The sequence below is a fragment of the Amycolatopsis sp. NPDC004378 genome, from assembly GCF_053602455.1.
In genome coordinates this window covers 542,760-563,673 of record NZ_JBSGDR010000003.1, presented here as the reverse complement: position 1 = coordinate 563,673, position 20,914 = coordinate 542,760, and the positions used below count along the sequence as shown (strand labels likewise).

The following is a 20,914-nucleotide window of genomic DNA, read 5'->3' as shown; positions in this document are numbered from 1 at the left end:
CTGGCCGAGCACACCCACCGGCAAGGGCAGGACGCATGACCCAGACCGAAGTCCCCACCCCAGTAGTCGACGAAGTACCCGGACCACCCGGGCGCCGCTCGTTGCTCGACAGGCTGTTCGAGCTGCGCGCCCGGCAGAGCACGATCGGCCGTGAAGTCCGCGGCGGCGTCACGACGTTCGTCGCGATGGCCTACATCGTGCTGCTCAACCCGCTCATCCTCGGCGCTTCCGCCGACATCACCGGCGCCCGGCTCTCCGCGGCGCAGGTGACCACGGCGACCGCGCTGGCGGCCGCCGTGATGACGATCCTGATGGGGGTCGTCGGCAACGCGCCCCTCGCGCTGGCCGCCGGCCTGGGCATCAACGGGATCGTCGCGTTCCAGATGGCCCCGTCGATGACGTGGGCGCAGGCGTTCGGGCTGGTCGTGCTCGAAGGCGTCTGCATCGTGCTGATGGCGGTCAGCGGGGTGCGCGAGCGGATCATGAACGCCATCCCGCGGCCGCTCAAGATGGCGATCACCGTGGGGATCGGGCTCTACATCGCCCTGGTCGGGCTGGTCAGCGCCGGGTTCGTGACCCGGGTGCCGGACGCGGCGCAGACCACGGTCCCGGTGCGCCTCGGGGCGAGCGGGCACCTGCACGGCTGGCCGATCGTCGTGTTCTGCTTCGGGCTGCTGCTGATGATCGTGCTGATGGCCCGCAAGGTCCCGGGCGCGGTGCTGATCAGCATCGGGGTGGCCACCGTGCTCGCGGTCGTGCTGCACGAGGCGTTCGGCGTCGGTGGCTGGGGCCTGACCACCCCGGCCCTGCCCGACCACGTCGTCGCGGCGCCGGACTTCGGGTTGCTCGGCCACATCGACCTGTTCGGCGGGTTCGCCTCGGCGGGTGCGCTCGCGGCGACGGTGTTCCTGTTCACGCTGGTGCTGTCCGGGTTCTTCGACGCGATGGGCACGATCACCAGCGTTTCCGACGAGGCTGGGCTGTCCAAGAACGGCAAGGTCCCGCGGATGGGCCGGATCCTGCTGGTCGACGGCGCGGGCGCGATCGCGGGCGGCGTCACCGGTTCGTCGCCGAACACGGTGTTCCTGGAGTCCGCGGCCGGTGTCGGCGAAGGCGCCCGGACGGGCCTCGCGAGCGTCGTCACCGGGCTCCTGTTCGCCGGGACGCTGCTGTTCACCCCGCTCGCCGGGGTCGTCCCGGCCCAGGCCGCGGCGCCCGCGCTGGTCGTCATCGGCGGCATGATGGTCGCGCAGTGCCGCCACATCCCGTGGAACGACCCGGACTACACGATCCCGGTGTTCCTCACCGCCGCGCTGATCCCGTTCACCTACTCGATCACGAACGGCGTCGGCGCCGGGCTGATCGCGTTCGTGCTGATCAAGATCGGCCGCGGCAAGTGGCGCGAGGCCGGTTGGCTGCTTTCCCTGCTGGCGCTGGTGTTTGCGGTGTACTTCGCCGTCGACGGCGTCGAAGCCCTCTTCCGCTAAGGAGATCCCCATGGCCCTGATGTTCTTCAACGGCGGCGCCATGCGCGGCGAACCGCTGCACCACCTGCTCGACGGCTCGCCGTTCGTGGGCGCCGCGCGCACGGCACCGAAGTACCGGTTCTACGCCGTCGGCGACCAGTGCCCGGCCCTGTACCCGGTGTCGCACGGCGGCGCCGAGGTGACCGGCGAGGTGTACGACGTCTCGCTGGACGACCTGCGGGACAGGGTGCTGCCGTCCGAGCCGCACGAGCTGGAGCTGGGCGTGGTGGAGCTGGCCGACGGCAGCTCGGCGTTCGCCATGCTGCTGCGGCGGCCCTACACCTCGCACGTCGCCCTGCGGGACATCACGGAGGTCGGCGACTGGCGGGCGTACAAGGCGAGCGCGTGAACGTCCTCGTCGCGCCGGACAAGTTCAAGGGGTCGCTCACCGCGGCCGAGGTGGCGTCGGCGGTGGCTTCGGGCCTCGCCGACGTCCACCCCGGCCTCGCGGTGGAGACCCTCCCGGTGGCGGACGGCGGCGACGGCACGGTCGACGCCGCCGTCGCCGCCGGGTTCCGCCGCGTGCGCGTCCCGGCGCGCGGCCCGACCGGCGCGCCGGTGACCGCGTCCTACGCCGTGCGCGGGGATACGGCGGTCGTCGAGCTGGCCGAGGCGTCCGGGCTGCACCGGCTGCCGGGCGCACCGGCGCCGCTCACCGCGACCAGCGCCGGCACGGGCGACGTGCTCTGCGCCGCGGTCCTGGCCGGCTGCCGCCGGATCGTCCTGGGCGTCGGCGGCAGCGCGTGCACCGACGGCGGCGCGGGCATGCTGACCGCACTGGGTGCCCGGCTCCTGGACAGCGCCGGCCGCGACCTCCCGCCCGGTGGCGCGGCGTTGTCCCGGCTCGCCTCGCTCGATCTGTCCGAAGTGGACCTGTCCGGAGTGGACATCGAGCTGGCGAGCGACGTGGACAACCCGCTCTACGGGCCGCGCGGGGCGGCGCACGTCTACGGCCCGCAGAAGGGCGCGTCCCCGGACGACGTCGAGGCGCTCGACTCCGCGTTGCGGCATTGGGCGTCCTACGCCGGACCGGAGTTCGCGGAGTCCCCGGGCGCGGGCGCGGCCGGGGGAGTGGGCTTCGCGGCGATGGCCGTGCTGGGTGCCCGGATGCGCCCGGGCATCGAGCTGCTGCTCGACCTGCTCGGGTTCGACGCGGCCCTGGCCGGCGCCGCCCTGGTCGTCACCGGCGAGGGTTCCCTCGACGGCCAGACGTTGTCCGGCAAGGCGCCGGCGGGGGTGGCCCGCGCCGCGGCGGCGAAGGGCATTCCGTGCGTCGCGGTGTCCGGACGCTGCCAGCTGTCCGCTGTGGAGCTGGCGGACGCGGGCATCTCGGCCGCCTACGCCCTGACCGACCTGGAACCGGACCCGTCACGGTGCATGGCGGAGGCGGCCCCGCTGCTGCGCCGCCTCGCCCACCGGGTGGCCGTGGACCACGTGCGAGGCCCGTGACCTACTTTTCGCTGTCCAGCAGCTGGAGCTGCGCGGCGGCGTAGCGGTCGCCCGCGGCGGCGTCGGCCGGGACGGCGGCCTCGATCTCGGCGAGGTCGTCGTCCGTCAGCTCGAGGTCGGCGCCCAGGGACTCGGCCAGCCGGGCACGGGTGCGGGCGCCGACGAGCGGAACGACGTCCTCGCCCTGCGCGGCGACCCAGCCGATGGCGAGCTGCGCGGTCGTGACGCCCTTGGCTTCGGCGAGCTTGCCGAGCGCCTCGGTCAGCGCGAGGTTGCGATCGAGGTTCTCGCCCTGGAAACGCGGGCTGTGACCGCGGAAGTCCCCCGCGGACAACTCGCGCGACGGCGTCCAGTGCCCGCTGAGCAGCCCGCGTGAGAGCACGCCGTACGCGGTGACGCCGATGCCCAGCTCCCGGGCGGTCGGCAGGATCTCAGTCTCGATGCCGCGGGACAGCAGCGAGTACTCGATCTGCAGGTCGGAGATCGGGTGCACCGCGGCGGCGCGGCGCAGGGTGTCCGCGCCCACTTCGGACAGTCCGATGTGGCGGACGTACCCGGCCTGCACCAGCTCGGCGAGCGCGCCGACCTGGTCTTCGATCGGCACGCCGGGATCAAGCCGCGCCGGGCGGTAGACGTCGACGTGGTCGGTGCCGAGCCGCCGCAGGCTGTAGGCGAGGAACGTCTTGATGGCGTCGGGCCGGCTGTCGTAGCCGAGCCAGCTGCCGTCGGGCCCGCGCAGGGCGCCGAACTTGACGCTGATCACGGCTTGGTCGCGAGCACGGCCACGCAGCGCGTCGCGCAGCAGGAGCTCGTTGTGGCCCATGCCGTAGAAGTCACCGGTGTCGAGCAGAGTGACCCCGGCATCGAGGGCGGCGTGGATGGTCGCGACCGACTCGGCTTCGTCGGCGGGGCCGTAGAGGTCGGACATGCCCATCAGGCCGAGCCCGAGGGCGCTGACGGCCGGACCGGACCGCCCGAGGGTGCGGGTACGCATAGGATTCTCCCTGTTTCCGTCGATACCTAAGTGACGGTAGCACTGATATCGAACGACTGCTACCCAGGTCTTGTTATCATCGGAACCATGGCAACGAAGACGGCGGCGGACACCCGCGAGCGAATCCTCGAAGCGGCGGCCGCACTGCTGGCGGCAGAGGGCCGCGACGGCCTCTCGACGCGCGCAGTGAGCGCGGCGGCGGGCGTCCAGCCCCCGGCGCTGTACCGCCTCTTCGGGGACAAGGACGGCCTGCTGGACGCGGTAGCGGCGTACGGATTCGACGAGTACCTGAAAAGCAAGCGTGCCATGGGCTCGACGGGCGACGCGGTCGAAGACCTCCGCAGCGGCTGGGACCTGCACATCGAGTTCGGCGTATCCCGCCCGGAGTTCTACGTGCTGATGTACGGCGACGCGCGCCCGGGCCGAACGTCACCGGCAGCACGCGAAGCGGAAGGAATGCTCCACGCGATAGTGGAGCGAGTGGCAGCGGCGGGCCGGCTGAGGGTGAGTGTCGACCGCGCGGCACAACTGGTCCACGCCACAGGAATGGGCGTGGTGCTGTCCCTGATCGCAACCCCACCCGAGGAGCGCGACCCGGAGCTGTCGTCAACGGCGAGGGAGACGGTCCTGGCAAGAATCCTGACCGGAGCCGAGAAGGAGCCGGACTCAGCGCTGCCAGAGCGGGCAATCGCACTCCGAGCAGGCCTGGAAGGCGCAACAACGCTGACGGAGGCGGAGCGGACCCTGCTGGCCGAATGGCTGGACCGCATCGCGAACGCCTAGCGCGACCCGCGGCAGCCCAGTCCTCCCGCAACCCCGATCCGAAGCCACGACACGGCCGGCAACGCCGGGTCAAGGCACGCTTTCCCGCCTTGACGCGGTGCTGCCGGCCGTAGTCACACTCACGGCTTCGGGGTTGCGAGCACGACCCACGGCGCAGCTCGCCCGCTCACCGGCTTAATCGATAAAGACCGATCGGACATTGCCTGTCACCGGAACGTCCCGCAATATGTTGCGGCCCACAACATATTAACGACAACGCCGTCGGAGGTCCGAGATGATCAGGTGGAAAGCGATCCTGGCCTGCACGGGAGCAGGACTCCTCCTGGCCGGAGCCCTCCCCGGCACGGCCCTCGCGACCGGCACGGCGACGGACTGCTGCGGCGGCGGAGCCTCGTGGGCGACCGGCAACAAATCAGCCCTGGGCACGTCAACGACAACCAGCCCAGTCTGGTTCACCGTCGCCGACGGCGTGACGTCGGAGGTCTTCTACCCCCGCGCAGACGTCCCGAACATGCAGGACATGCAGTACGTCGTCACGGACGGAAGCACGTTCGTGGACCTGGAACGCGACGCGACGAACCACGTCGTGACGATGCCGGACGAAAAGGCCCTGCAGTACACGGTCACGAACACGGCGAAGAGCGGCAAGTACCGCATCACGACGGACTACGTGACAGACCCGGCACGTTCGACGCTGGTCACGAACACCCGCTTCCAGTCCCTCGACGGCGGCAGCTACAAGCTGTACCTCCTGGCCAACCCGTCGATGGCCGGCGGCGGCTCGAACGACAACGCGTGGTGGGACGGCAGCGGCCTCCTGGCGAGCGGCACGGAAACCCTCTTCGGCGGCACGGCGACCACAGTCGTCTCCGCCCTGCGCGTCTCGACGGGCTTCACCGCGCACGACAACGGCTACAGCGGCGCGGCCAGCGACTGCCTGGTCGACCTCCGCGCGGACAAGAACCTGACGAACCAGTTCGACAACGTCTCGAGCACGGGCAACGTCGTCCAGTGTGGACAGATCCCGGTCGGCACGGACACGACGTTCACCGTGGCACTGGGCTACGGCAGCACGGCGGCGGCCGCCACCTCGGCCGCCACGGGCACGTTGGGCAGCGGGTTCTCCGCGGTCTCGACGTCCTACCGCACTGGCTGGAATTCCTATGTGGGCAGCCTGAAAGCCGCGCCCGCGAGCGTCTCGGGCGACACGCAACGACGTCGCGCCTACTACGTCGCGGCGATGGCCCTGAAGACCGCCGAGGACAAGCAGCACCCCGGCGCGAGCGTCGCGGGCCTGGCGACACCGTGGGGCGACTTCACCAACGGCGACCACCTCAACGACGGCTACCACCGGGTCTGGGGCCGTGACCTCTACCAGCAGGCGACCGGCCTCCTGGCCGCCGGCGACAGCGCGCAGGCCAAGCGGATGGCCCAGTTCCTCTGGAACTCCCAGTGGATCGGCAGCCCGACCGCGGGCGACGGCACGACGTACCCGGCGGGCTCCTTCCCGCGCTACAGCCCGGTTTCCGGCGTCGCGGGCACGAGTGCCCAGCAGCTCGGCTGCTGTGAACAGCTCGACCAGGACGCCGACGCGATCCTGCTGGCCTGGCTCACCGGCGTCACCGACGCGTCGACGTACGCCAAGGTCAAGACGACGGCGAACCACATCGTCGCCAGCGGACCGGACACCACCGAGCGGTGGGAGGAGCAGTACGGCAAGTCGCCGTCGTCGGTGGCCGCCGAGGTCGCCGGGCTGATCGCGGCGGGTGCCATCGCGCGCGCCAACGGCGACACGGCGAGCGCCACGTCGTGGGAGTCCACCGCGGACTCCTGGCGCAACGCCCTGGCCGGCTGGACGGTCACGACGTCCGGCTACTGGGGCGGGCACACCTACTACGAACGCCTCGACCGCGCCGGCAACCCCAACGACGGCGCCACGATCTGCTTCGACGAAGGGTGCTTCTACGAACACGACGTCACCGACTTCGGCTTCCTCGACCTGGTGCGCCTGGGCATCCGCCCGGCCGGCGACGCCACGATCGCGAACTCGGTCGCCCCGACGGCCGCCGCGTCCGACGGCAACTCCGCGGTCCAGGTGACCCTGCCGGACGGCGACGTCTACTTCCACCGCTACCCGCACGACAACTACGGCGAGAGCACCGCGAACTGCACCGGCTGGCCGGCGAACGGCAGCCAGCGGTTCGGGCGGCTCTGGCCGGTGCTGTCGGGGGAGCGGGGGCAGTACGAACTGGCCAACGGGCGCTCGGCGGCGGTGTACCTGAAGTCCATGGCGGACTCGGCCAACGACGGGTACTTCGTGCCCGAGCAGGTCTGGGACCGCGCGGACGTCGGCTGCTTCGGGCTGGGCCGCCCGACCGGCAGCGCGGGCCCGCTGATGTGGGCCGAGGGCCAGTACCTGCGGCTCGCCCAGAGCATGGACGCGGGGCACAACCTCGACACGCCGTCGATCGTCAAGACCCGGTACGGCACCTGAGGAAACCGCCGGCCCGGCACGCCCCCTCGGTGTGCCGGACCGGCGGTCACCGCACCAGGCGGACGGTCTTCGCCGCCGGGACGAACGTCGCCGTCTGGCCGCGGGTGAGCGCGACCGAGTCGGTCTCGAGGCCGTCGCCGAACGCGACCAGGCGGTCGGACTCGACCTCGACCGTCAGGGGCGCGTCCGTGAGCTCGCCTTCGGTGTGTCCGGTGCCGGTCGTCGGCGACGGCCAGGCCTCCCGCACGAACCAGACGAGCCGGGCCTCGCCGGGAGCGGGCAGGGGCAGGGCGCTGTGCCGCTCCCGCCGCACGGACCCGCACCAGCCGGTGGCGCCGGTGCCCGTCCCGACCAGGATTCCCGACGACGCCTGCCGTTCCCGTGGCCCGCCACCGACCCCCAGCCGGTAGCGGGCCGTCTGGTGCCCGGCGTGCCCCAGGTAGATCTCGTTGAGCGCGAGCAGCCGCTGGCCGTCGTCCGCGCTCAGCTCGGCCATCGTCCGGTGCTCGACGTCCCCCGTGCTCCGCACGAGATCCGCGACGGCGGCCGGCGGGTGCCGCACCAGCACGCCAGGGGTGCCGGGCGCGATGCCGATCACCGGCTGGCCGTCGAGGTACTTGGCGACGTTGGCGATCAGCCCGTCCTGGCCGACCACCACGACGACGTCCTCCGGGGTGAACAGGAACCGGTCGAGGTCCGCGCGTTCGACCTCGCCGCGGCGCCAGTCGAGCGGGATCGCCGCCGACGCCGTGGCGAGCGCCGTGCGCACGGCCGCGTCGGCCTCGGTCACCTCGGCGAGGTCGCGGCCGCGCGTGCGGAGGAAGAACTCCGCCTGGCCGCGCGTGCCGTGCCGCGCCAGCAGCTCGTCCAGCTCGGTGCGCCGGTGCACGAGCACGACGCGCGGGGCCAGGCTCACGACCGCACGCCGAGCTTGGTCAGCAGCGGGGCGAGCAGGTCCGGCGTCACCGTCAGGCTGTCGATCCGGGGCAGGTTCCCGGCGAGTTCCTTGAGCGCCAGCCCGGTGAGCACGCCTTCGGGCAGGTCGCGGTACGCCGCCAGCCGCGCCGCTTCGCCGGCCGCTTCGGCCTCGCCCAGCGCCCGCTTGCCGTCGGCCTCCACGAGGGTGAGGCGCTCCTTGCGCGACGCCTGCGCCTCGGTCTCGATCCGGCTCGCCGCCGCGGCTTCCTCGGCCTGCCGCCGGGCGTTCGCGCCGCGCTGGGTGAGCAGCTGCTCCTCACGCCGGGCCAGTTCGATCTGGTTCTGCAGCTCGTTCTCGCTGATCGCCCGCTCGCGTTCGACGGCGAGCGCGCGCCGTTCGTAGGTCGCCCGGTCGGCCTCCTGCTGCACCTTCTCCCGCGCGGTCGTCTGCAGGGCCTTCTCGACCTCCGGCTCGGCCCGGATCGCGACGACCCGGACGTCGACGACGGCCGAGCCGGTCTGCGCGAGCCGCGTGTCTTCCTCGGCGAGCCCGGCGCGGATCCGGTCGCGGACCGCCCGGACGCCGTCGGCCAGCGCCGTCGCCAGGTCGATGCGGGTCAGCACCTCGACGGCGTACTGCTGGACGTTCTCGGTGAGCAGCCCGCTGATCTGGGCGAGGGGATCGCTTCTCCAGCGCCCGGTGTCCGGGTCGATGGAGAAGTCGATGCGCTGGGCGGCCAGCGCCGGGTCCTCGATCCGGAAGGTCAGCGCGAGCTGGACGGTGACGTCCTGGAAGTCGGCGGTGCGGGCGTGGAACAGCAGCGGCAGCTCGCGGTCGTCGACCGGGACCTCCGAGACGACCGCGGTCAGCGGCCGGTACCAGAACGACAGCCCGACGCCGTCGTGTGCGAGCTTGCCGCGGCGGTAGTGGCGGATGTGCACGGTGGGTGCCCCGCGCAGGTGCCGGAATCCGAAGCGGCGGTCGATGTCGGCCATGGGCCCTCCTCTTATCGTCGCCATGACGATATGGGCGCGGAGGGGTTGTCGTCAAGCTGACGATTAGCGGGTAGGGTGGTGGCATGGGTCACCCGCCGTTCGCCGTCACCGTCGACCTCGTCGTGCTCACCCTGACCGGGGACGAGCTGTGCGCGCTGGTGGTGCGGCGAGGCGTCGAGCCGTACCTGGGGGAGTGGGCGCTGCCGGGCGGGTTCGTCCGGGAGGACGAGGACCTGTCCGACGCCGCGCGGCGCGAGCTGGCCGAGGAGACGGGACTGGCGCCCGGGACCGTCCACATCGAACAGCTCGCCGGCTACGGCGCACCGGACCGGGACCCGCGGATGCGCGTGGTCACCGTCGCCTACCTGGCCCTCGCGCCGGACCTGCCGGTGCCGCGCGCGGGCACCGACGCCGCGGAGGCCCGCTGGGCACCCGTGCGGTCACTGCGCGCCGAGCGCTTGGCGTTCGACCACGACCGCATCCTCGCCGACGGCCTCGAGCGCGCCCGCGCGAAGCTGGAGTATTCCCCGCTGGCGACGGCGTTCTGCGCGCCGGAGTTCACGGTCGCGGAGCTGCGCCGGGTGTACGAGCTGGTCTGGGACACCCGCCTGGACCCGCGCAACTTCCACCGCAAGGTCACCGGCGCCGACGGCCTGCTGGAGCCGACGGGCAGGACGACCACCCGCGACGGCGGCCGCCCGGCGCAGCTCTACCGGCGTGGCCGGGCGGAGCTGCTGTACCCGCCGATGCTGCGCGCCTGAGCCGGTCTGCCGCTAGGCGGCGCGGGCGGGGACCAGCCGGCGCGCGGCGGTGACCAGGGGCAGCAGGCGGGTGCCGAAGTTGCGGGCCGCCAGGCCTGGGCGCGTGGCCGGGATCAGCAGTGCGGCCGCCGTGGACACGGTGCGCTGCCGGGGTTCCACGAACTTGCGGTGCGCCGTCTCGTACCGTTCGAACGCCGAGGCCGCGTCGCCGGGCGTGCGGCCCAGTTCTTCGGCGAGGGTGTACGCGCCCGCCATCGCCAACGTGGAGCCGTCGCCGAAGAGCGAGACGCACGAGGCCGCGTCGCCGGCCAGCACGATCCGGCCGGTCGCCCAGCGGTCCGTCCGCACCCGGCTCACCGAGTCGAAGTACAGGTCGTCGGCCTCGCGCACGCGCTCCAGCAACTCCGGCACGCGCCAGCCGGCGCCCGCGTACGCCTCGGCGAGCATTCGCTTGTGCAGAGCCGAATCCCGGTGGTCGAACCCCGGGACGGCGTCGCCGCGGAACAGGAACGCCGCGATCCCGTGACCGCGCGACGGGTGCACCGCGACCGCCCGGCCCGGCGAGTTGTACATCGTCAGTCCGGTGCGGTCGGCCGGCGGTTCGGCCAGCGGCAGCGTCGCGATGTAGACGCCCATGTGCTCGACGAACGCGTGCTCGGGCCCGAAAGCCAGCCGCCGCACCGCCGAGTGCAGGCCATCGGCACCGATCACCAGGTCGAAGCGCCGCGGGGCGCCGCGCTCGAACGTGACGTCGACGCCGCCGTCGTCCTGGCGCAGTTCGGCGATCGAGTCGTGGAAGACGAACTCCGTCTCGTCGCGCGCGGCTTCGTGGAGGATCGCCGCGAGGTCGGTGCGGGGCAGCTCGATGTCGCCGTTCGCCCCCATCGCGACGCGGCCGGTCCGCCGCCCCGCGTCGTCGACGAAGTTCAGCGACGTCACGTCGGTCCCCGCCTCGCGCAGCTTGCCGGTGATGCCCATCAGGTCCGCGACGCGCTTGGCCGGCCCGCGGACGTCCACCGGGCTGCCGCTCGAGCGCAACCCGGCGGCGCGCTCGACGACGGTCGGGCGGAAGCCCGCGCGGGCCAGCCAGTAGGCCAGCGTCGGCCCGGCGACGCCGGCGCCGGAGATCAGTACGGTCTGCTCGCTCACGGTGTACCCCCATCAGGTCCTGACCATCGGTCAGTCACGACCGTACGCTCCTGTCCGTCGGTCAGGCAAGCGGCTAGGCTCGGGCGATGACCGACGACACGCGCGCCAAGATCCTGAGCGCCGCGCTCGAGGAGTTCTCGGAGCGCGGCTTCCACGCGGTGTCGGTCCGGGAGCTGGCCGAACGCGTCGGCGTCACGAAGACCGCGGTGCTGTACCACTTCCCGGGCAAGGCCGACATCGTCGCGGCGCTGGCCGAACCACTGCTGGACGACCTCGACGCGACGATGACGAAGGCCGCCGAAGCCGCCGACCCCCGCGCCGCGGCGATCGAAGGGCTGCTCGACGTCTGGCTCGCGCACCGGTACCTGCTGCGGATGAACCTGCGGGACCTGGGGCTGACCGCGTCGAAGCCGGTGTTCGACCGCTTCCGCGACGGCATGCTCAAGGCGAACCACCTGGTCGCGGGCCCGGACGCGGACCTGGCCGGCCGGGTCCGCGCGGCCCAGGCGATCGCCATGCTCAGCGACCCGGTGGTGCTGTTCGCCGACGCCCCGGTGCCGGAGCTCCGCACGGCGATCCTCGACGGCGTCGACCGGCTGTACGCCACGGTGGAGCCGGAAGACCGCCCGCGCGCCCGCCGCGGCCGGCCGACGGTGATGAGCCCGGAGACGATCGAGGCCGCCCGCCGCCTGTACGACGCGGGCCATGCCCCGGCCGACATCGCGACCGCACTGGGCGTCTCCCGCGCGACGATCTACCGCCACCTCCCGGCTGTCGAATAATGAGACATAGTTTTGCGACTTATTGAGACTCCTCGGTTACTTCGATGGCCGGCAACGCCGTGAGCTGCGCCGGAGTCATCCGCGAAGCCGACTCGAACACCTTCCGCTGGTGCGTCTTGATGCGCTCGTCCACCAGCCGGCTGAGCTCGAAGGCCAGACGGCCGGTCTGGCGGACGGTCACGTCGTCGACCAGCGGCCGCGCGGCCGAGGTGATCACGACTCCCGAAGCCTCTCCGGCGGAGGATTGTGAGACGCCCACCGAGTACGCCTCGCGCGGGTTGACCGGGCCGTCGATCGAGAAGTCCCGGATCCGGCCGAGCAGTTCGTGCCACTCGACGGTCTCGCCCGCCACCCCGGTGGCCTTGACGTCCTCGACGGTCAGGTTCAGGCCGCGGTCGCCGGCGCGGAAGCAGCGCGCGTACGAGTTGAGGGCCGACACCCACAGCGCCTCGACGAGCACGGCGTCGGGCCGCGGGCCGGCGAGCTCGGCGACCAGCCGTTCGCAGCACTTCAGCGCGAACTGGAGGTCGTCGAAGATCGCGACGAGGTCGGCCAGGCCCAGGGCACCGGGGGTCGCCAGCAGCCGGGCGCTCGAGGGGGTCGTGGTGGCAGAGGACATCCGGGACGCTCCTGTTCGCGGTCGGAACCTCCACGACACCGCATCCGGGACCGCCCCGGGGTCTCAATTTGCGACACCACCCGCCACCGGCCGGAACACCAGCGTGAACGACGTCTTCCGCGGCTCCAGCCGGTACTGCGGCAGCACGCCGGGCCCGCAGGACGCCGACCCGAGCCCGTGCTGGGCGACGTCCAGCGTCACGTGCACCAGCGAGTCCGGGGTCAGGTCCGAAGTGTGGCGCGCGGCTTCCAGGGCGGCCGCCGTCCAGCGACGGGCCGTGAAGTCGAACGCCGGGTCGCCGTCGACGTGGAGGCCCGTGCCGTCCGGATCCGTGAACCGGGCCCAGCGGACGGCCGTCCGATTGCCGTTCTCCTGCGGGTACACGTACGGCGTCTGCAGGTCGTCGACGCTGCTCGTGAACCGGCCGATCCGGGCCGCCTGGCGGCTGTCCGGGTACGCCTCGCCCGGGCCGCCGCCGAACCACTCGACCGAGCCGAACGGCACGGCCATCGTGAGACCGAGCCGGGGGAGGGAGCCGGGCAGCGTGCCGTCCGGCGTCACCTCCACCCGCAGCCGAAGACCGTCGTCGAGCGCCGTCCACGTGTAGTCGGCGAACAGGCCGCACGGCTGGGCCGGCGGGGCGACGCGGGTCCGCACGACCACCTCGTCGCCGTCCGCGTCCACCGCGATCACGCGGTGCTGCATCCGGTGCAGCCCGGCCTCTCGCCACTGGTCCGCGTCGGACCGCCCGGGCGACGAGCCGCGGTCGTTGTCCGTGGTCGCACGCCAGACGTCGAGCCGCGGTCCTTGCACGGCGTGCCCGCCGAGCGTGGCCAGCGACCCCGTCGCCGCGTCGAACTCGCCCGCGCCCAGCACGAGCCGTCCGGCGTCGCGGACCACCGGGCCGCCCGCAGCCGGGACCTGCCGGGGTGGCGCGGGCGAAACCGGCAGCTGGCCCCAGCCGACGACGTGCCCGGCCGTCGCCCACGAAGTGTCCGAGGTCAGTGCCGCCGTGACGGTCAGCCACGATTCACCGGCGGTGGGCGGCACCGGCGGAAGGGGCACCGACGCGCTCTGTCCGGAATGGACGGCCGGGACGTCGAGGACGCCCTGGGCGGTCGCGACGCCCTCTTCTTCGAGGACCCAGGTGAACGTGAGGTGCGAGGTGGACAGGAAGTCGTAGTGGTTCGACACCCGGATGCCCGAAGCGCCGGCACTCACCCGGACCGGCTCGATGATCTTCGCGTATTCGACCAGCCCCGGTGACGGCGTCCGGTCCGGGAAGACCAGGCCGTCGATGACGAAGTTGCCGTCGTGGAGGGATTCGCCGAAGTCGCCGCCGTAGGCGAAGTGCCCCGGAACCGCCAGGCCGTGGTCGATCCACTCCCAGACGAACCCGCCCTGGCAGTTCGGGTACTTCTCGAACAGCTCCCGGTACTCGAGCAGTCCACCGGGCCCGTTGCCCATCGCGTGCCCGTATTCGCAGAGGACGAACGGCAGGTCCCGGCGCCGCGCGTTGTCGTCCTCGCGCCGGCCGATCCGGTCCACTTCGGAGTGAGTCGCGTACATGCGACTGTGGACGTCCACATAGGAGCACTCGTGGTCGCCTTCGTAGTGCACCGGGCGCGTCGGGTCGCGGTGGCGCACCCACTCCGCCATCCGCGCCAGGTTCTCGCCGGTGTGGCTTTCGTTGCCCAGCGACCAGAGGATCACGCTCGGCCGGTTCTTGTCCCGCTCGACCGTGCGCCGCATCCGGTCGAGGTACGCCTCGGCCCACATCGGCTCGCCGCTCGGGTTGCGGTCCCACCCCAGCGGCCCGAAGCCGTGCGTCTCCAGGTCGCACTCGTCGATCACCCACAGGCCGTACTCGTCGCACAGCTCGAGGAACGCCGGGTCGGGCGGGTAGTGGCTGGTCCGGACGGCGTTGACGTTGTGCCGCTTCATGAGCAGGACGTCCTCGAGCGCGGTCTCGCGCGACACGACCCGGCCGGTGCGCGGGTCGTGTTCGTGCCGGTTCACCCCGCGCAGCAGGAGCCGTCGCCCGTTGACCTTGAGCTGCCCGTCCTCGATCGTCACCGTCCGGAAGCCGATCCGCACCGGCACCCGTTCGGCCGCTGTGGACAACGTGCCCTCGTACAGCCGCGGCGACTCGGCGCTCCACGGCTCGACGGGCAGGGTCAGCGAATCCGACGCCGGATGCCCGGCGACACCCAGCGACGGGATGTCCAGCACGACGTCCGGGCCGGTCTCGACGCGAAGCGTGCCGAGCCCGGTGGCGTGGTCGTAGTCGGCCCGGACCCAGTAGTCGCCGATGCCGCCGGCGGGTCGGGCGAGCAGCGTGACCGACCGGAAGATCCCGGACAGCCACCACATGTCCTGGTCCTCGAGGTAGCTGCCGGCCGACCACTGGTGCACGCGCACGACCAGCACGTTGTCCCGCGGCCGCAGGAGGGTGCCGACCTCGAACTCCGACGGCAGCCGGCTGCCCTTCGTGACGCCCAGCTCGGTGCCGTTGAGCCAGATCCGGCCGCAGGAGTCGATTCCGTCGAAGCGCAGCACCGCGGGACCCGCAGGCCAGGAACCGGGCAGGTCGAACCGCAGCCGGTGGTCGCCGGTCGGGTTCTCCGACGGCACGTGCGGCGGGTCGACCGGGAACGGGTAGTGGACGTTGGTGTAGGCGGGCCTGCCGTGACCGTGCAGCTGCCACAGCGACGGCACCGGCAGCTCGTCCCAGCCGGAGTCGTCGGCGTCGACCGGGTCCGGGGCGGCCGCGATGCCCGGCGAAAGGCGGAACTTCCACGTTCCGTCCAGCGAGAGCGCGGCGGCGTCGGAGGTGAAGGCCGCGCGCGGGGGCACCGAACCGCGGCCGGGTCCCGGGTCTTCGACGTACGACATGGCGTCCTTCCGACCGCTCGTGAACGCTCCCGTGAACGTTCACGGACTACCCGGCAGTGTGCTCGGCGGCGGGCCGGGGTGTCAAGGAATCAGGCGGATTCGCGCAGGTGGAGCCCGGCGCGGACGACCAGCTCGCCGGGTCCGGCGGGCGCGGCACCGGTGACGAGCCGCGCCGCTTCGCCGACGGCCAGCGCGCCGAGCGCGCGGGTGTCGAGCGCGACGCTCGAGAGCTCCGGGTCGACGAGGGTCCCGAGCGCCAGCCCGTCGAACCCGATCACCGCGAGGTCGGCGGGGACGCGCAGGCCGAACCGGCGCGCTTCGCGCAGCGCGCCGATGGCGATCACGTCGTTGAAGGCGAACACCGCGGTGACGTCGGGGTGGGCGGCGAGCAGGTCCGCGAGCGCCGCGCCACCGCCGTCGACGGTCTGGGCGGCGCGGGTGATCCACCCGGGCGCGACGCCGACGCCGTGCTCCGCGGCGGCCCGCAGGAACCAGGTCTGCCGGATGCTGGGCCCGGGCCGGCGGTCGTGGTCGAGCATCCCGATCCGCCGGTGCCCGCGCGAGACCAGGTGGGCGACGGCCTCGCGGACGCCGTCCTCGCCGTCGATCCCGATGCCGCTGAACCGGGCGGTGCGCGGCTCGCGGCCGATCAGCACCACCGGGACGCCGGGGGTGAACCGGTCGAGGTCTGCCTCGGACCGGCTGAAGTACCCGACGACCGCGTCGACCTGGGTGCCGATCACGCGGAGCGTGGCGAGCTCCTGCTCGAGGTCGTCGGCGGTGTCGTAGACGACGACGTGCCAGCCGCGGGCCCGAGCCGCTTCGAGCGCTCCGGACGCGACCTCGGTGAAGAAGGGGTTGAGCAGGTCCGGCACCACCAGGCCGATGGTGGTGGTGTCCGGCCGGACGAGGCCGCGGGCGAACCGGCTCGGGCGGTACCCGAGCTCCCGGGCGGCGTCGAGGACGCGCTGCTTAGTCGAGCCGTCGATCTCGGCCTTGTCGTTCAGCGCGCGTGACACGGTCTGCCGGGAGACGCCGGCCGAGCGGGCGACGTCGTGGATCGTCACCCGCCGGGGTTCCGTGCTCGAGGACACCGCCCACCTCCCTGTCCGGGAGACGAGTATGCCCGCCCGCGGCCGGACCGCTACCCGAGCGGGGTGCGCTGCCGCCGCTTGGACACGAAGCGCCAGCCGACCGCCAGCACCACGACCAGCACCGGGATCGAGTAGAACGCGATCTTCTCCGCGCCGTCGGAGAAGCCCATCAGGACCACCACCAGCGCGAGGAACGCCAGCGTCGCCCAGCCCGAGTACGGTGCCCACGGCATCCGGTACGACGGCCGTTCGACCTCGCCGCGCAGCGCCGCCTGCCGCAGCCGCATCTGGCAGAACACCAGCGTCGCCCACGTCGTGATGACACCGAGCGACGCGATCGCGATGGCGATGTCGAACGCGTCCTTCGGCACCAGGTAGTTCAGGACGACGCCGAGCAGGTACGCGACCGACGTGAACAGGATGCCGCCGTAGGGCACGTGACGGCCGCTCATCCGGCCCACGAACGACGGCGCTTCGCCGCGGTCGGCCAGCGCGCGCAGCACCCGGCCGGTGGAGTAGAGCCCGGAGTTGACGCTCGAGAGCGCCGCGGTGAGCACGACCGCGTTCATCACGTCGCCGATGCCCGGGATGCCGAGGCGCGAGAACACCGTGACGAACGGGCTCTCGTCGCCGTTGTAGAACGGCCAGGGCAGCAGCATCGCCAGCATCAGCACCGAGCCGACGTAGAACACGCCGATCCGCCACACCACGCCGTTGATCGCCTTCGGCAGGACCTTGCGCGCGTCCTTGGTCTCGCCGGCCGCGATGCCGACGACCTCGATGGCCGAGTAGGCGAAGATGACGGCCTGCAGCGTCATCAGCGCGATGCCGATGCCGGCCGGGAAGAATCCACTGTGGTCGGTCAGGTTGTGCACGCCGGCCGGGGTGCCGCCGATGTCGGCGCTGGTGAGCACCAGGCCGACCGCGGTGACCAGGAAGACGACGATGGCCAGGACCTTGACCACCGAGAACCAGAACTCCAGTTCGCCGAACAGCTTCACCGAAAGCAGGTTCACCGCCAGCAGCACGCCGAGGGCGACCAGCGCGGTGATCCACTGCGGCACGTCCGGCAGCCACTTGTGCACGTAGATCGCGACCGCGGTGATCTCCGCGATCCCGGTCATCGCCCAGTTCACCCAGTACATCCAGCCGGACGCGAAGCCGGCCCACGGCCCGATGAACTTCCTCGCGTAGGTGACGAAGCTGCCCGAGCTCGGCTCGTGCAGGACGAGCTCGCCGAGCGCGCGCATCACGAAGTAGGCGGCCACCCCGCAGATCGCGTACGAGAAGATCAGCGACGGCCCGACCTGGTGGAGCTTGCCGCCGGCGCCGAGGAAGAGCCCGACGCCGATCGCGCCGCCGATGGCGATCATCTGCACTTGGCGGTTGCCCAGTGCTTTCGAGTAGCTTTCACCTTTTTCGGTGAGGAGCGAGGAATCCATGGTTCACGGACGCTAGAGGTTGTGCGGCAAGTCACCAAGCACCATAAGGAAGACTTAAGGTGTGCCGGAGATCACCACTGGCATTTCGCTGGTACCAGCCGGTTTCGATTTGACAGGGCCGCTGTGCGTCCGGGCCGGCGCGGCTCCTACGCTACGGGCGTGGACCTCGCGGCGCTGCTGGACCGGATCGCCGACGACGTCGCGCCGGAGGTCGGCCGCGGCGCCGTCGCGGACTACATCCCCGCGCTGGCCCGGATCGAGCCGCGCCGGTTCGGCATGGCGGTGGCCGAAGTGGACGGTGCGGTGCACGGCGTCGGCGACTGGCGGCAGCCGTTCTCGGTGCAGAGCATGTCCAAAGTGTTCACCCTCGCGCTGGTGCTGTCCCACGGCGACGACGTGTGGGCGAGGGTGGGCCGCGAGCCGTCCGGCGACCCGTTCAACTCCTTGGTGCAGCTGGAACACGAGGACGGCATCCCGCGCAACCCGTTCATCAACGCGGGCGCGCTGGTGGTGACCGACGAACTGGCCCGGCACGGCGACGCCGTGGCCGCGCTGCTCGCCTTCCTCCGCGAGGAAAGTGGCCGGCCGGACATCGCCGTCGACCCCGAAGTGGCGGCGTCGGAAGCCGACCACGCCGACCGCAACCGCGCCCTCGCCTACTTCATGGCTTCCTACGGGAACATGCGCCACCCGGTGCCGTCGGTGCTCGACCAGTACGTCCGGCAGTGCTCGATCGCGATGAGCTGCGCGGACGTCGCGCGCTCGGCGGTGTTCCTGGCCCGCCACGGCGTCCGCAACGACGGCAGCCGCCTGCTCGGGCTGAGCGCCGCGAAGCGGATCAACGCGGTGATGCTGACGTGCGGCACCTACGACGCGGCAGGCGAGTTCGCCTACCGGGTCGGCCTGCCGGGCAAGAGCGGCGTCGGCGGCGGGATCGTGGCGGTGGTGCCGGGCCGGTGCGCGGTGTGCGTGTGGAGCCCCGGCCTGGACGCGCGCGGGAACTCCGTGGCCGGGGTCGCCGCGCTCGACCGCTTCACGACGCTCACCGGCTGGTCGGTCTTCTGAGTCAGCGCAGGTAGTTGTAGACGCTCGCGCGGGAGATGCCGAGCAGATCGGTCAGCGTCGGGACCGCGTTCTTCAGCTCCAGGAAGCCGCGTTCCTTCAGCGTGCGCACCAGCTCCTTCTTCGCTGCCGCCGGCATGCTGCGCGGGGTGTGGCCGCGCTCGGTCGCGTAGTCCTCGACCAGGGCGCGCAGCTCGTCGCCGGTCCGGGCGCGCAGGCTCTCGACCAGCGGCGCCGGCTCGTCCGTGCGTGCGAGCCGGGTGAGCGCGCGGGCCGCCGAGCCCAGCAGGGAGACGTCGAGGTTGAGGCACAGGGCCGCGACGTACTCACCGCCGGAGTTGCGGATGCCGATCGACGTGCTCTTCGCCGGCCGGCCGTCGGGGAAGCGGTTCGGGTAGTTCTGCAGGACGTCCGGGAAGGCCGGGTCGGCGATCCGGGCCAGGCCCAGCTCGGTCGCCGGGTCGCCGACGGACCGCCCGGACAGCCCGCCTTCGACCGCGCGCACGGCGTGGGCCGGGTCGCGCAGGTCGTGCAGCACGACCTCGCACAGCCCGGGGAACATCCGCCCGACGGCCTGGGCGATCTTCTCCGCCTCCCGCAGCAGCAGCTCGTCCTCGGTCATCCGAGCAGCTCCCGCAGCTTGTCGGCCGCCTTGAGCCCGGATCCGGTCAGCACGACGACGGTGGTCTCGCCGGGCCGGATCGCGCCTCGCTCGCGGAAGACGTCGATCGCCGCGGCGGCGGTCGCGCTGGTCGGCTCGGCGTAGAGGCCGAGGGACGCCAGCCGCCGGGCGCCGGCCGCGATGGCGTCTTCGGCGATGGCCACGGTGTCCCCGCCGGAGCGCCGGAGGGCGGAAAGGACCTCCGGGAGCCGCACCGGCTGCCGGATCGCGGTGCCCTCGGCGACGGTCGGGGCGAACGGCGGGGGCTGCCGGTCGTGGAAGGCCGCGTCCAGGGGGGAGCAGTTGCGCGGCTGGGCGACGAGCAGGCGAGGTCGTCGCGTGATCGACCCGGCGGCCAGCAGCTCACCGAAGCCGAGGTCGCAGCCCAGCACGATGCTGCCCGCGCCGGCCACCGTGACGATGGCGTCCGGCGCGCGGTAGCCGAGGTCCTCCCACAGCTCGTAGGCCAGCGTCTTGGTGCCCTGCAGGAAGAACGGGTGCCAGTTGTGGCTCGCGTAGGTCGTTGCGGCCGAGCGGCGGACCGCTTCGGCCGCGGTGTCGTCGCGGGTGCCGGGCACCAGCTCGACGGTCGCGCCGTAGGCCCGGGCCTGCAGGACCTTCGCCGGGGACGTCCCCTCGGGCGCCAGGATGGTGGCCGCGACCCCGGCCGCGGCGCTGTAGGCGGCGACCGACGAGCCGCCGTTGCCGGAGCTGTCTTCCAGGAGCTCCTTCGCGCCGGCGCCGGCCACCGCGGAGACCATGACGCTCGACCCGCGGTCCTTGAAGCTGCCCGTCGGGCTGAACCACTCGAGCTTGAACCGGACGTCGACGTCGCCCCAGGGCCGCTCGACCAGCGGCGTGCAGCCCTCGCCGAGCGAGACGGGGCGCAGGTCACCGGGCAGGGCGGCGCGGTAGCGCCAGAGCGACCGGACCCCGGTGTCGACGTCGCCGGGCGTGAGGCCGGGCAGCGGGGCGACGGTCAGCGGCGCGCCGTCGTCGCCCCGCCACCGCAGCGGGTCACCCCGGTAGCGCACCCCCGAGCGTTCGTCGGCGTACCAGTACTCCACAGCCACCTCCATGCTGGACGGACTGTCCAAGTCTAGACGATAGGTATCGATTACCGGTGAGTACGCGAATCGCTTTCAGCTTCTTCTAAGGAAAATCTGTCACGGAAGAGTGGAAAATTCTTGTCGGCGAGCGACGTACCGCAGGACTGGAGGTACCGATGGTGTCCGGCTGAATACCCGGAGTCGTCCCTCGGTGTGCGATGCCGTCGTCGCCGGGAGACG

General features: G+C 72.3%; 18 protein-coding genes. 8 read left to right on the top strand and 10 right to left on the bottom strand.

Features of this window, described 5'->3' with window-relative positions:
- Window positions 1–35 precede the first annotated feature (35 nt).
- Genes ACWEN0_RS14250 through ACWEN0_RS14240 form a run of 3 tightly spaced genes read left to right on the top strand, consistent with a single transcriptional unit; the run spans window position 36 to window position 2,975 of the window.
- Window positions 36–1,487, top strand: coding sequence for an NCS2 family permease (locus ACWEN0_RS14250; RefSeq protein ID WP_451973013.1), 1,452 nt, complete (start codon window positions 36–38; stop codon window positions 1,485–1,487).
- Window positions 1,488–1,497: 10 nt separating this feature from the next.
- Window positions 1,498–1,875, top strand: coding sequence for an allophanate hydrolase-related protein (locus ACWEN0_RS14245; RefSeq protein WP_451973011.1), 378 nt, complete (start codon window positions 1,498–1,500; stop codon window positions 1,873–1,875).
- Window positions 1,872–2,975 carry a glycerate kinase gene (locus ACWEN0_RS14240; protein ID WP_451973009.1) on the top strand — a complete coding sequence of 368 codons (1,104 nt, stop codon included), beginning with the start codon at window positions 1,872–1,874 and terminating at the stop codon, window positions 2,973–2,975. The genes ACWEN0_RS14245 and ACWEN0_RS14240 overlap by 4 nt, the downstream gene beginning before the upstream one ends.
- A 1-nt stretch (window position 2,976) precedes the next feature.
- On the opposite strand, the gene ACWEN0_RS14235 is transcribed toward ACWEN0_RS14240, so the two are convergent.
- Window positions 2,977–3,969, bottom strand: a complete 993-nt coding sequence (locus ACWEN0_RS14235) for an aldo/keto reductase (protein ID WP_451973007.1) — start codon at window positions 3,967–3,969, stop codon at window positions 2,977–2,979.
- An 87-nt stretch (window positions 3,970–4,056) separates the two neighbouring features.
- On the opposite strand from ACWEN0_RS14235, the gene ACWEN0_RS14230 reads away from it, so the two are divergent.
- Both ACWEN0_RS14230 and ACWEN0_RS14225 read left to right on the top strand, forming a co-directional pair.
- The gene (locus ACWEN0_RS14230; protein WP_451973005.1) at window positions 4,057–4,752 is read left to right on the top strand and encodes a TetR/AcrR family transcriptional regulator; all 696 of its coding nucleotides are present in this window, start codon (window positions 4,057–4,059) and stop codon (window positions 4,750–4,752) included.
- Window positions 4,753–5,026: 274 nt separating this feature from the next.
- A complete protein-coding gene (locus ACWEN0_RS14225) occupies window positions 5,027–7,246 on the top strand; it encodes a glycoside hydrolase family 15 protein (protein ID WP_451973003.1) in 2,220 nt (739 codons plus the stop codon).
- Window positions 7,247–7,292: 46 nt separating this feature from the next.
- On the opposite strand, the gene ACWEN0_RS14220 is transcribed toward ACWEN0_RS14225, so the two are convergent.
- A complete protein-coding gene (locus ACWEN0_RS14220) occupies window positions 7,293–8,162 on the bottom strand; it encodes a hypothetical protein (protein ID WP_451973001.1) in 870 nt (289 codons plus the stop codon).
- The gene (locus ACWEN0_RS14215) at window positions 8,159–9,160 is read right to left on the bottom strand and encodes an SPFH domain-containing protein (protein WP_451972999.1); all 1,002 of its coding nucleotides are present in this window, start codon (window positions 9,158–9,160) and stop codon (window positions 8,159–8,161) included. The genes ACWEN0_RS14220 and ACWEN0_RS14215 overlap by 4 nt, the downstream gene beginning before the upstream one ends.
- 83 nt (window positions 9,161–9,243) lie before the next feature.
- On the opposite strand from ACWEN0_RS14215, the gene ACWEN0_RS14210 reads away from it, so the two are divergent.
- Window positions 9,244–9,921 (top strand): NUDIX hydrolase, encoded by a 678-nt coding sequence (locus ACWEN0_RS14210; protein ID WP_451972997.1) that lies wholly within the window; start codon window positions 9,244–9,246, stop codon window positions 9,919–9,921.
- 12 nt (window positions 9,922–9,933) lie between these two features.
- Here ACWEN0_RS14210 and ACWEN0_RS14205 read toward each other — a convergent pair whose 3' ends face one another.
- Window positions 9,934–11,070, bottom strand: a complete 1,137-nt coding sequence (locus ACWEN0_RS14205) for an FAD-dependent monooxygenase (RefSeq protein WP_451972995.1) — start codon at window positions 11,068–11,070, stop codon at window positions 9,934–9,936.
- An 86-nt stretch (window positions 11,071–11,156) separates the two neighbouring features.
- Between ACWEN0_RS14205 and ACWEN0_RS14200 the strand changes: the two genes are divergently transcribed.
- Window positions 11,157–11,852: a TetR family transcriptional regulator gene (locus ACWEN0_RS14200; protein ID WP_451972993.1), complete on the top strand. Its 696-nt coding sequence runs from the start codon at window positions 11,157–11,159 to the stop codon at window positions 11,850–11,852.
- A 19-nt stretch (window positions 11,853–11,871) separates the two neighbouring features.
- Here the strand turns inward: ACWEN0_RS14200 and ACWEN0_RS14195 are convergent, their stop codons facing one another.
- The 4 genes from ACWEN0_RS14195 to ACWEN0_RS14180 all read right to left on the bottom strand — a co-directional run bounded on the left by ACWEN0_RS14195 (window position 11,872) and on the right by ACWEN0_RS14180 (window position 17,902).
- Window positions 11,872–12,471, bottom strand: coding sequence for a hypothetical protein (locus ACWEN0_RS14195; protein ID WP_451972991.1), 600 nt, complete (start codon window positions 12,469–12,471; stop codon window positions 11,872–11,874).
- 63 nt (window positions 12,472–12,534) lie between these two features.
- A complete protein-coding gene (locus ACWEN0_RS14190; protein WP_451972989.1) occupies window positions 12,535–15,366 on the bottom strand; it encodes a glycoside hydrolase family 2 TIM barrel-domain containing protein in 2,832 nt (943 codons plus the stop codon).
- Between the two features lie 89 nt (window positions 15,367–15,455).
- Entirely contained in the window at window positions 15,456–16,460 is a 1,005-nt protein-coding gene (locus ACWEN0_RS14185; protein WP_451972987.1) for a LacI family DNA-binding transcriptional regulator, read from the bottom strand.
- A gap of 50 nt (window positions 16,461–16,510) precedes the next feature.
- Window positions 16,511–17,902: an amino acid permease gene (locus ACWEN0_RS14180; protein ID WP_451972985.1), complete on the bottom strand. Its 1,392-nt coding sequence runs from the start codon at window positions 17,900–17,902 to the stop codon at window positions 16,511–16,513.
- A gap of 159 nt (window positions 17,903–18,061) precedes the next feature.
- Between ACWEN0_RS14180 and ACWEN0_RS14175 the strand changes: the two genes are divergently transcribed.
- On the top strand, window positions 18,062–18,967 hold the full coding sequence (locus tag ACWEN0_RS14175) for a glutaminase (RefSeq protein ID WP_451972983.1): 906 nt from the start codon (window positions 18,062–18,064) through the stop codon (window positions 18,965–18,967).
- A 1-nt stretch (window position 18,968) separates the two neighbouring features.
- On the opposite strand, the gene ACWEN0_RS14170 is transcribed toward ACWEN0_RS14175, so the two are convergent.
- The gene (locus tag ACWEN0_RS14170; RefSeq protein WP_451972981.1) at window positions 18,969–19,586 is read right to left on the bottom strand and encodes a helix-turn-helix transcriptional regulator; all 618 of its coding nucleotides are present in this window, start codon (window positions 19,584–19,586) and stop codon (window positions 18,969–18,971) included.
- Window positions 19,583–20,722, bottom strand: coding sequence for a threonine synthase (locus ACWEN0_RS14165; RefSeq protein WP_451972979.1), 1,140 nt, complete (start codon window positions 20,720–20,722; stop codon window positions 19,583–19,585). Before ACWEN0_RS14165 ends, ACWEN0_RS14170 begins: the two co-directional genes overlap by 4 nt.
- Between the last annotated feature and the right edge of the window lie 192 nt (window positions 20,723–20,914).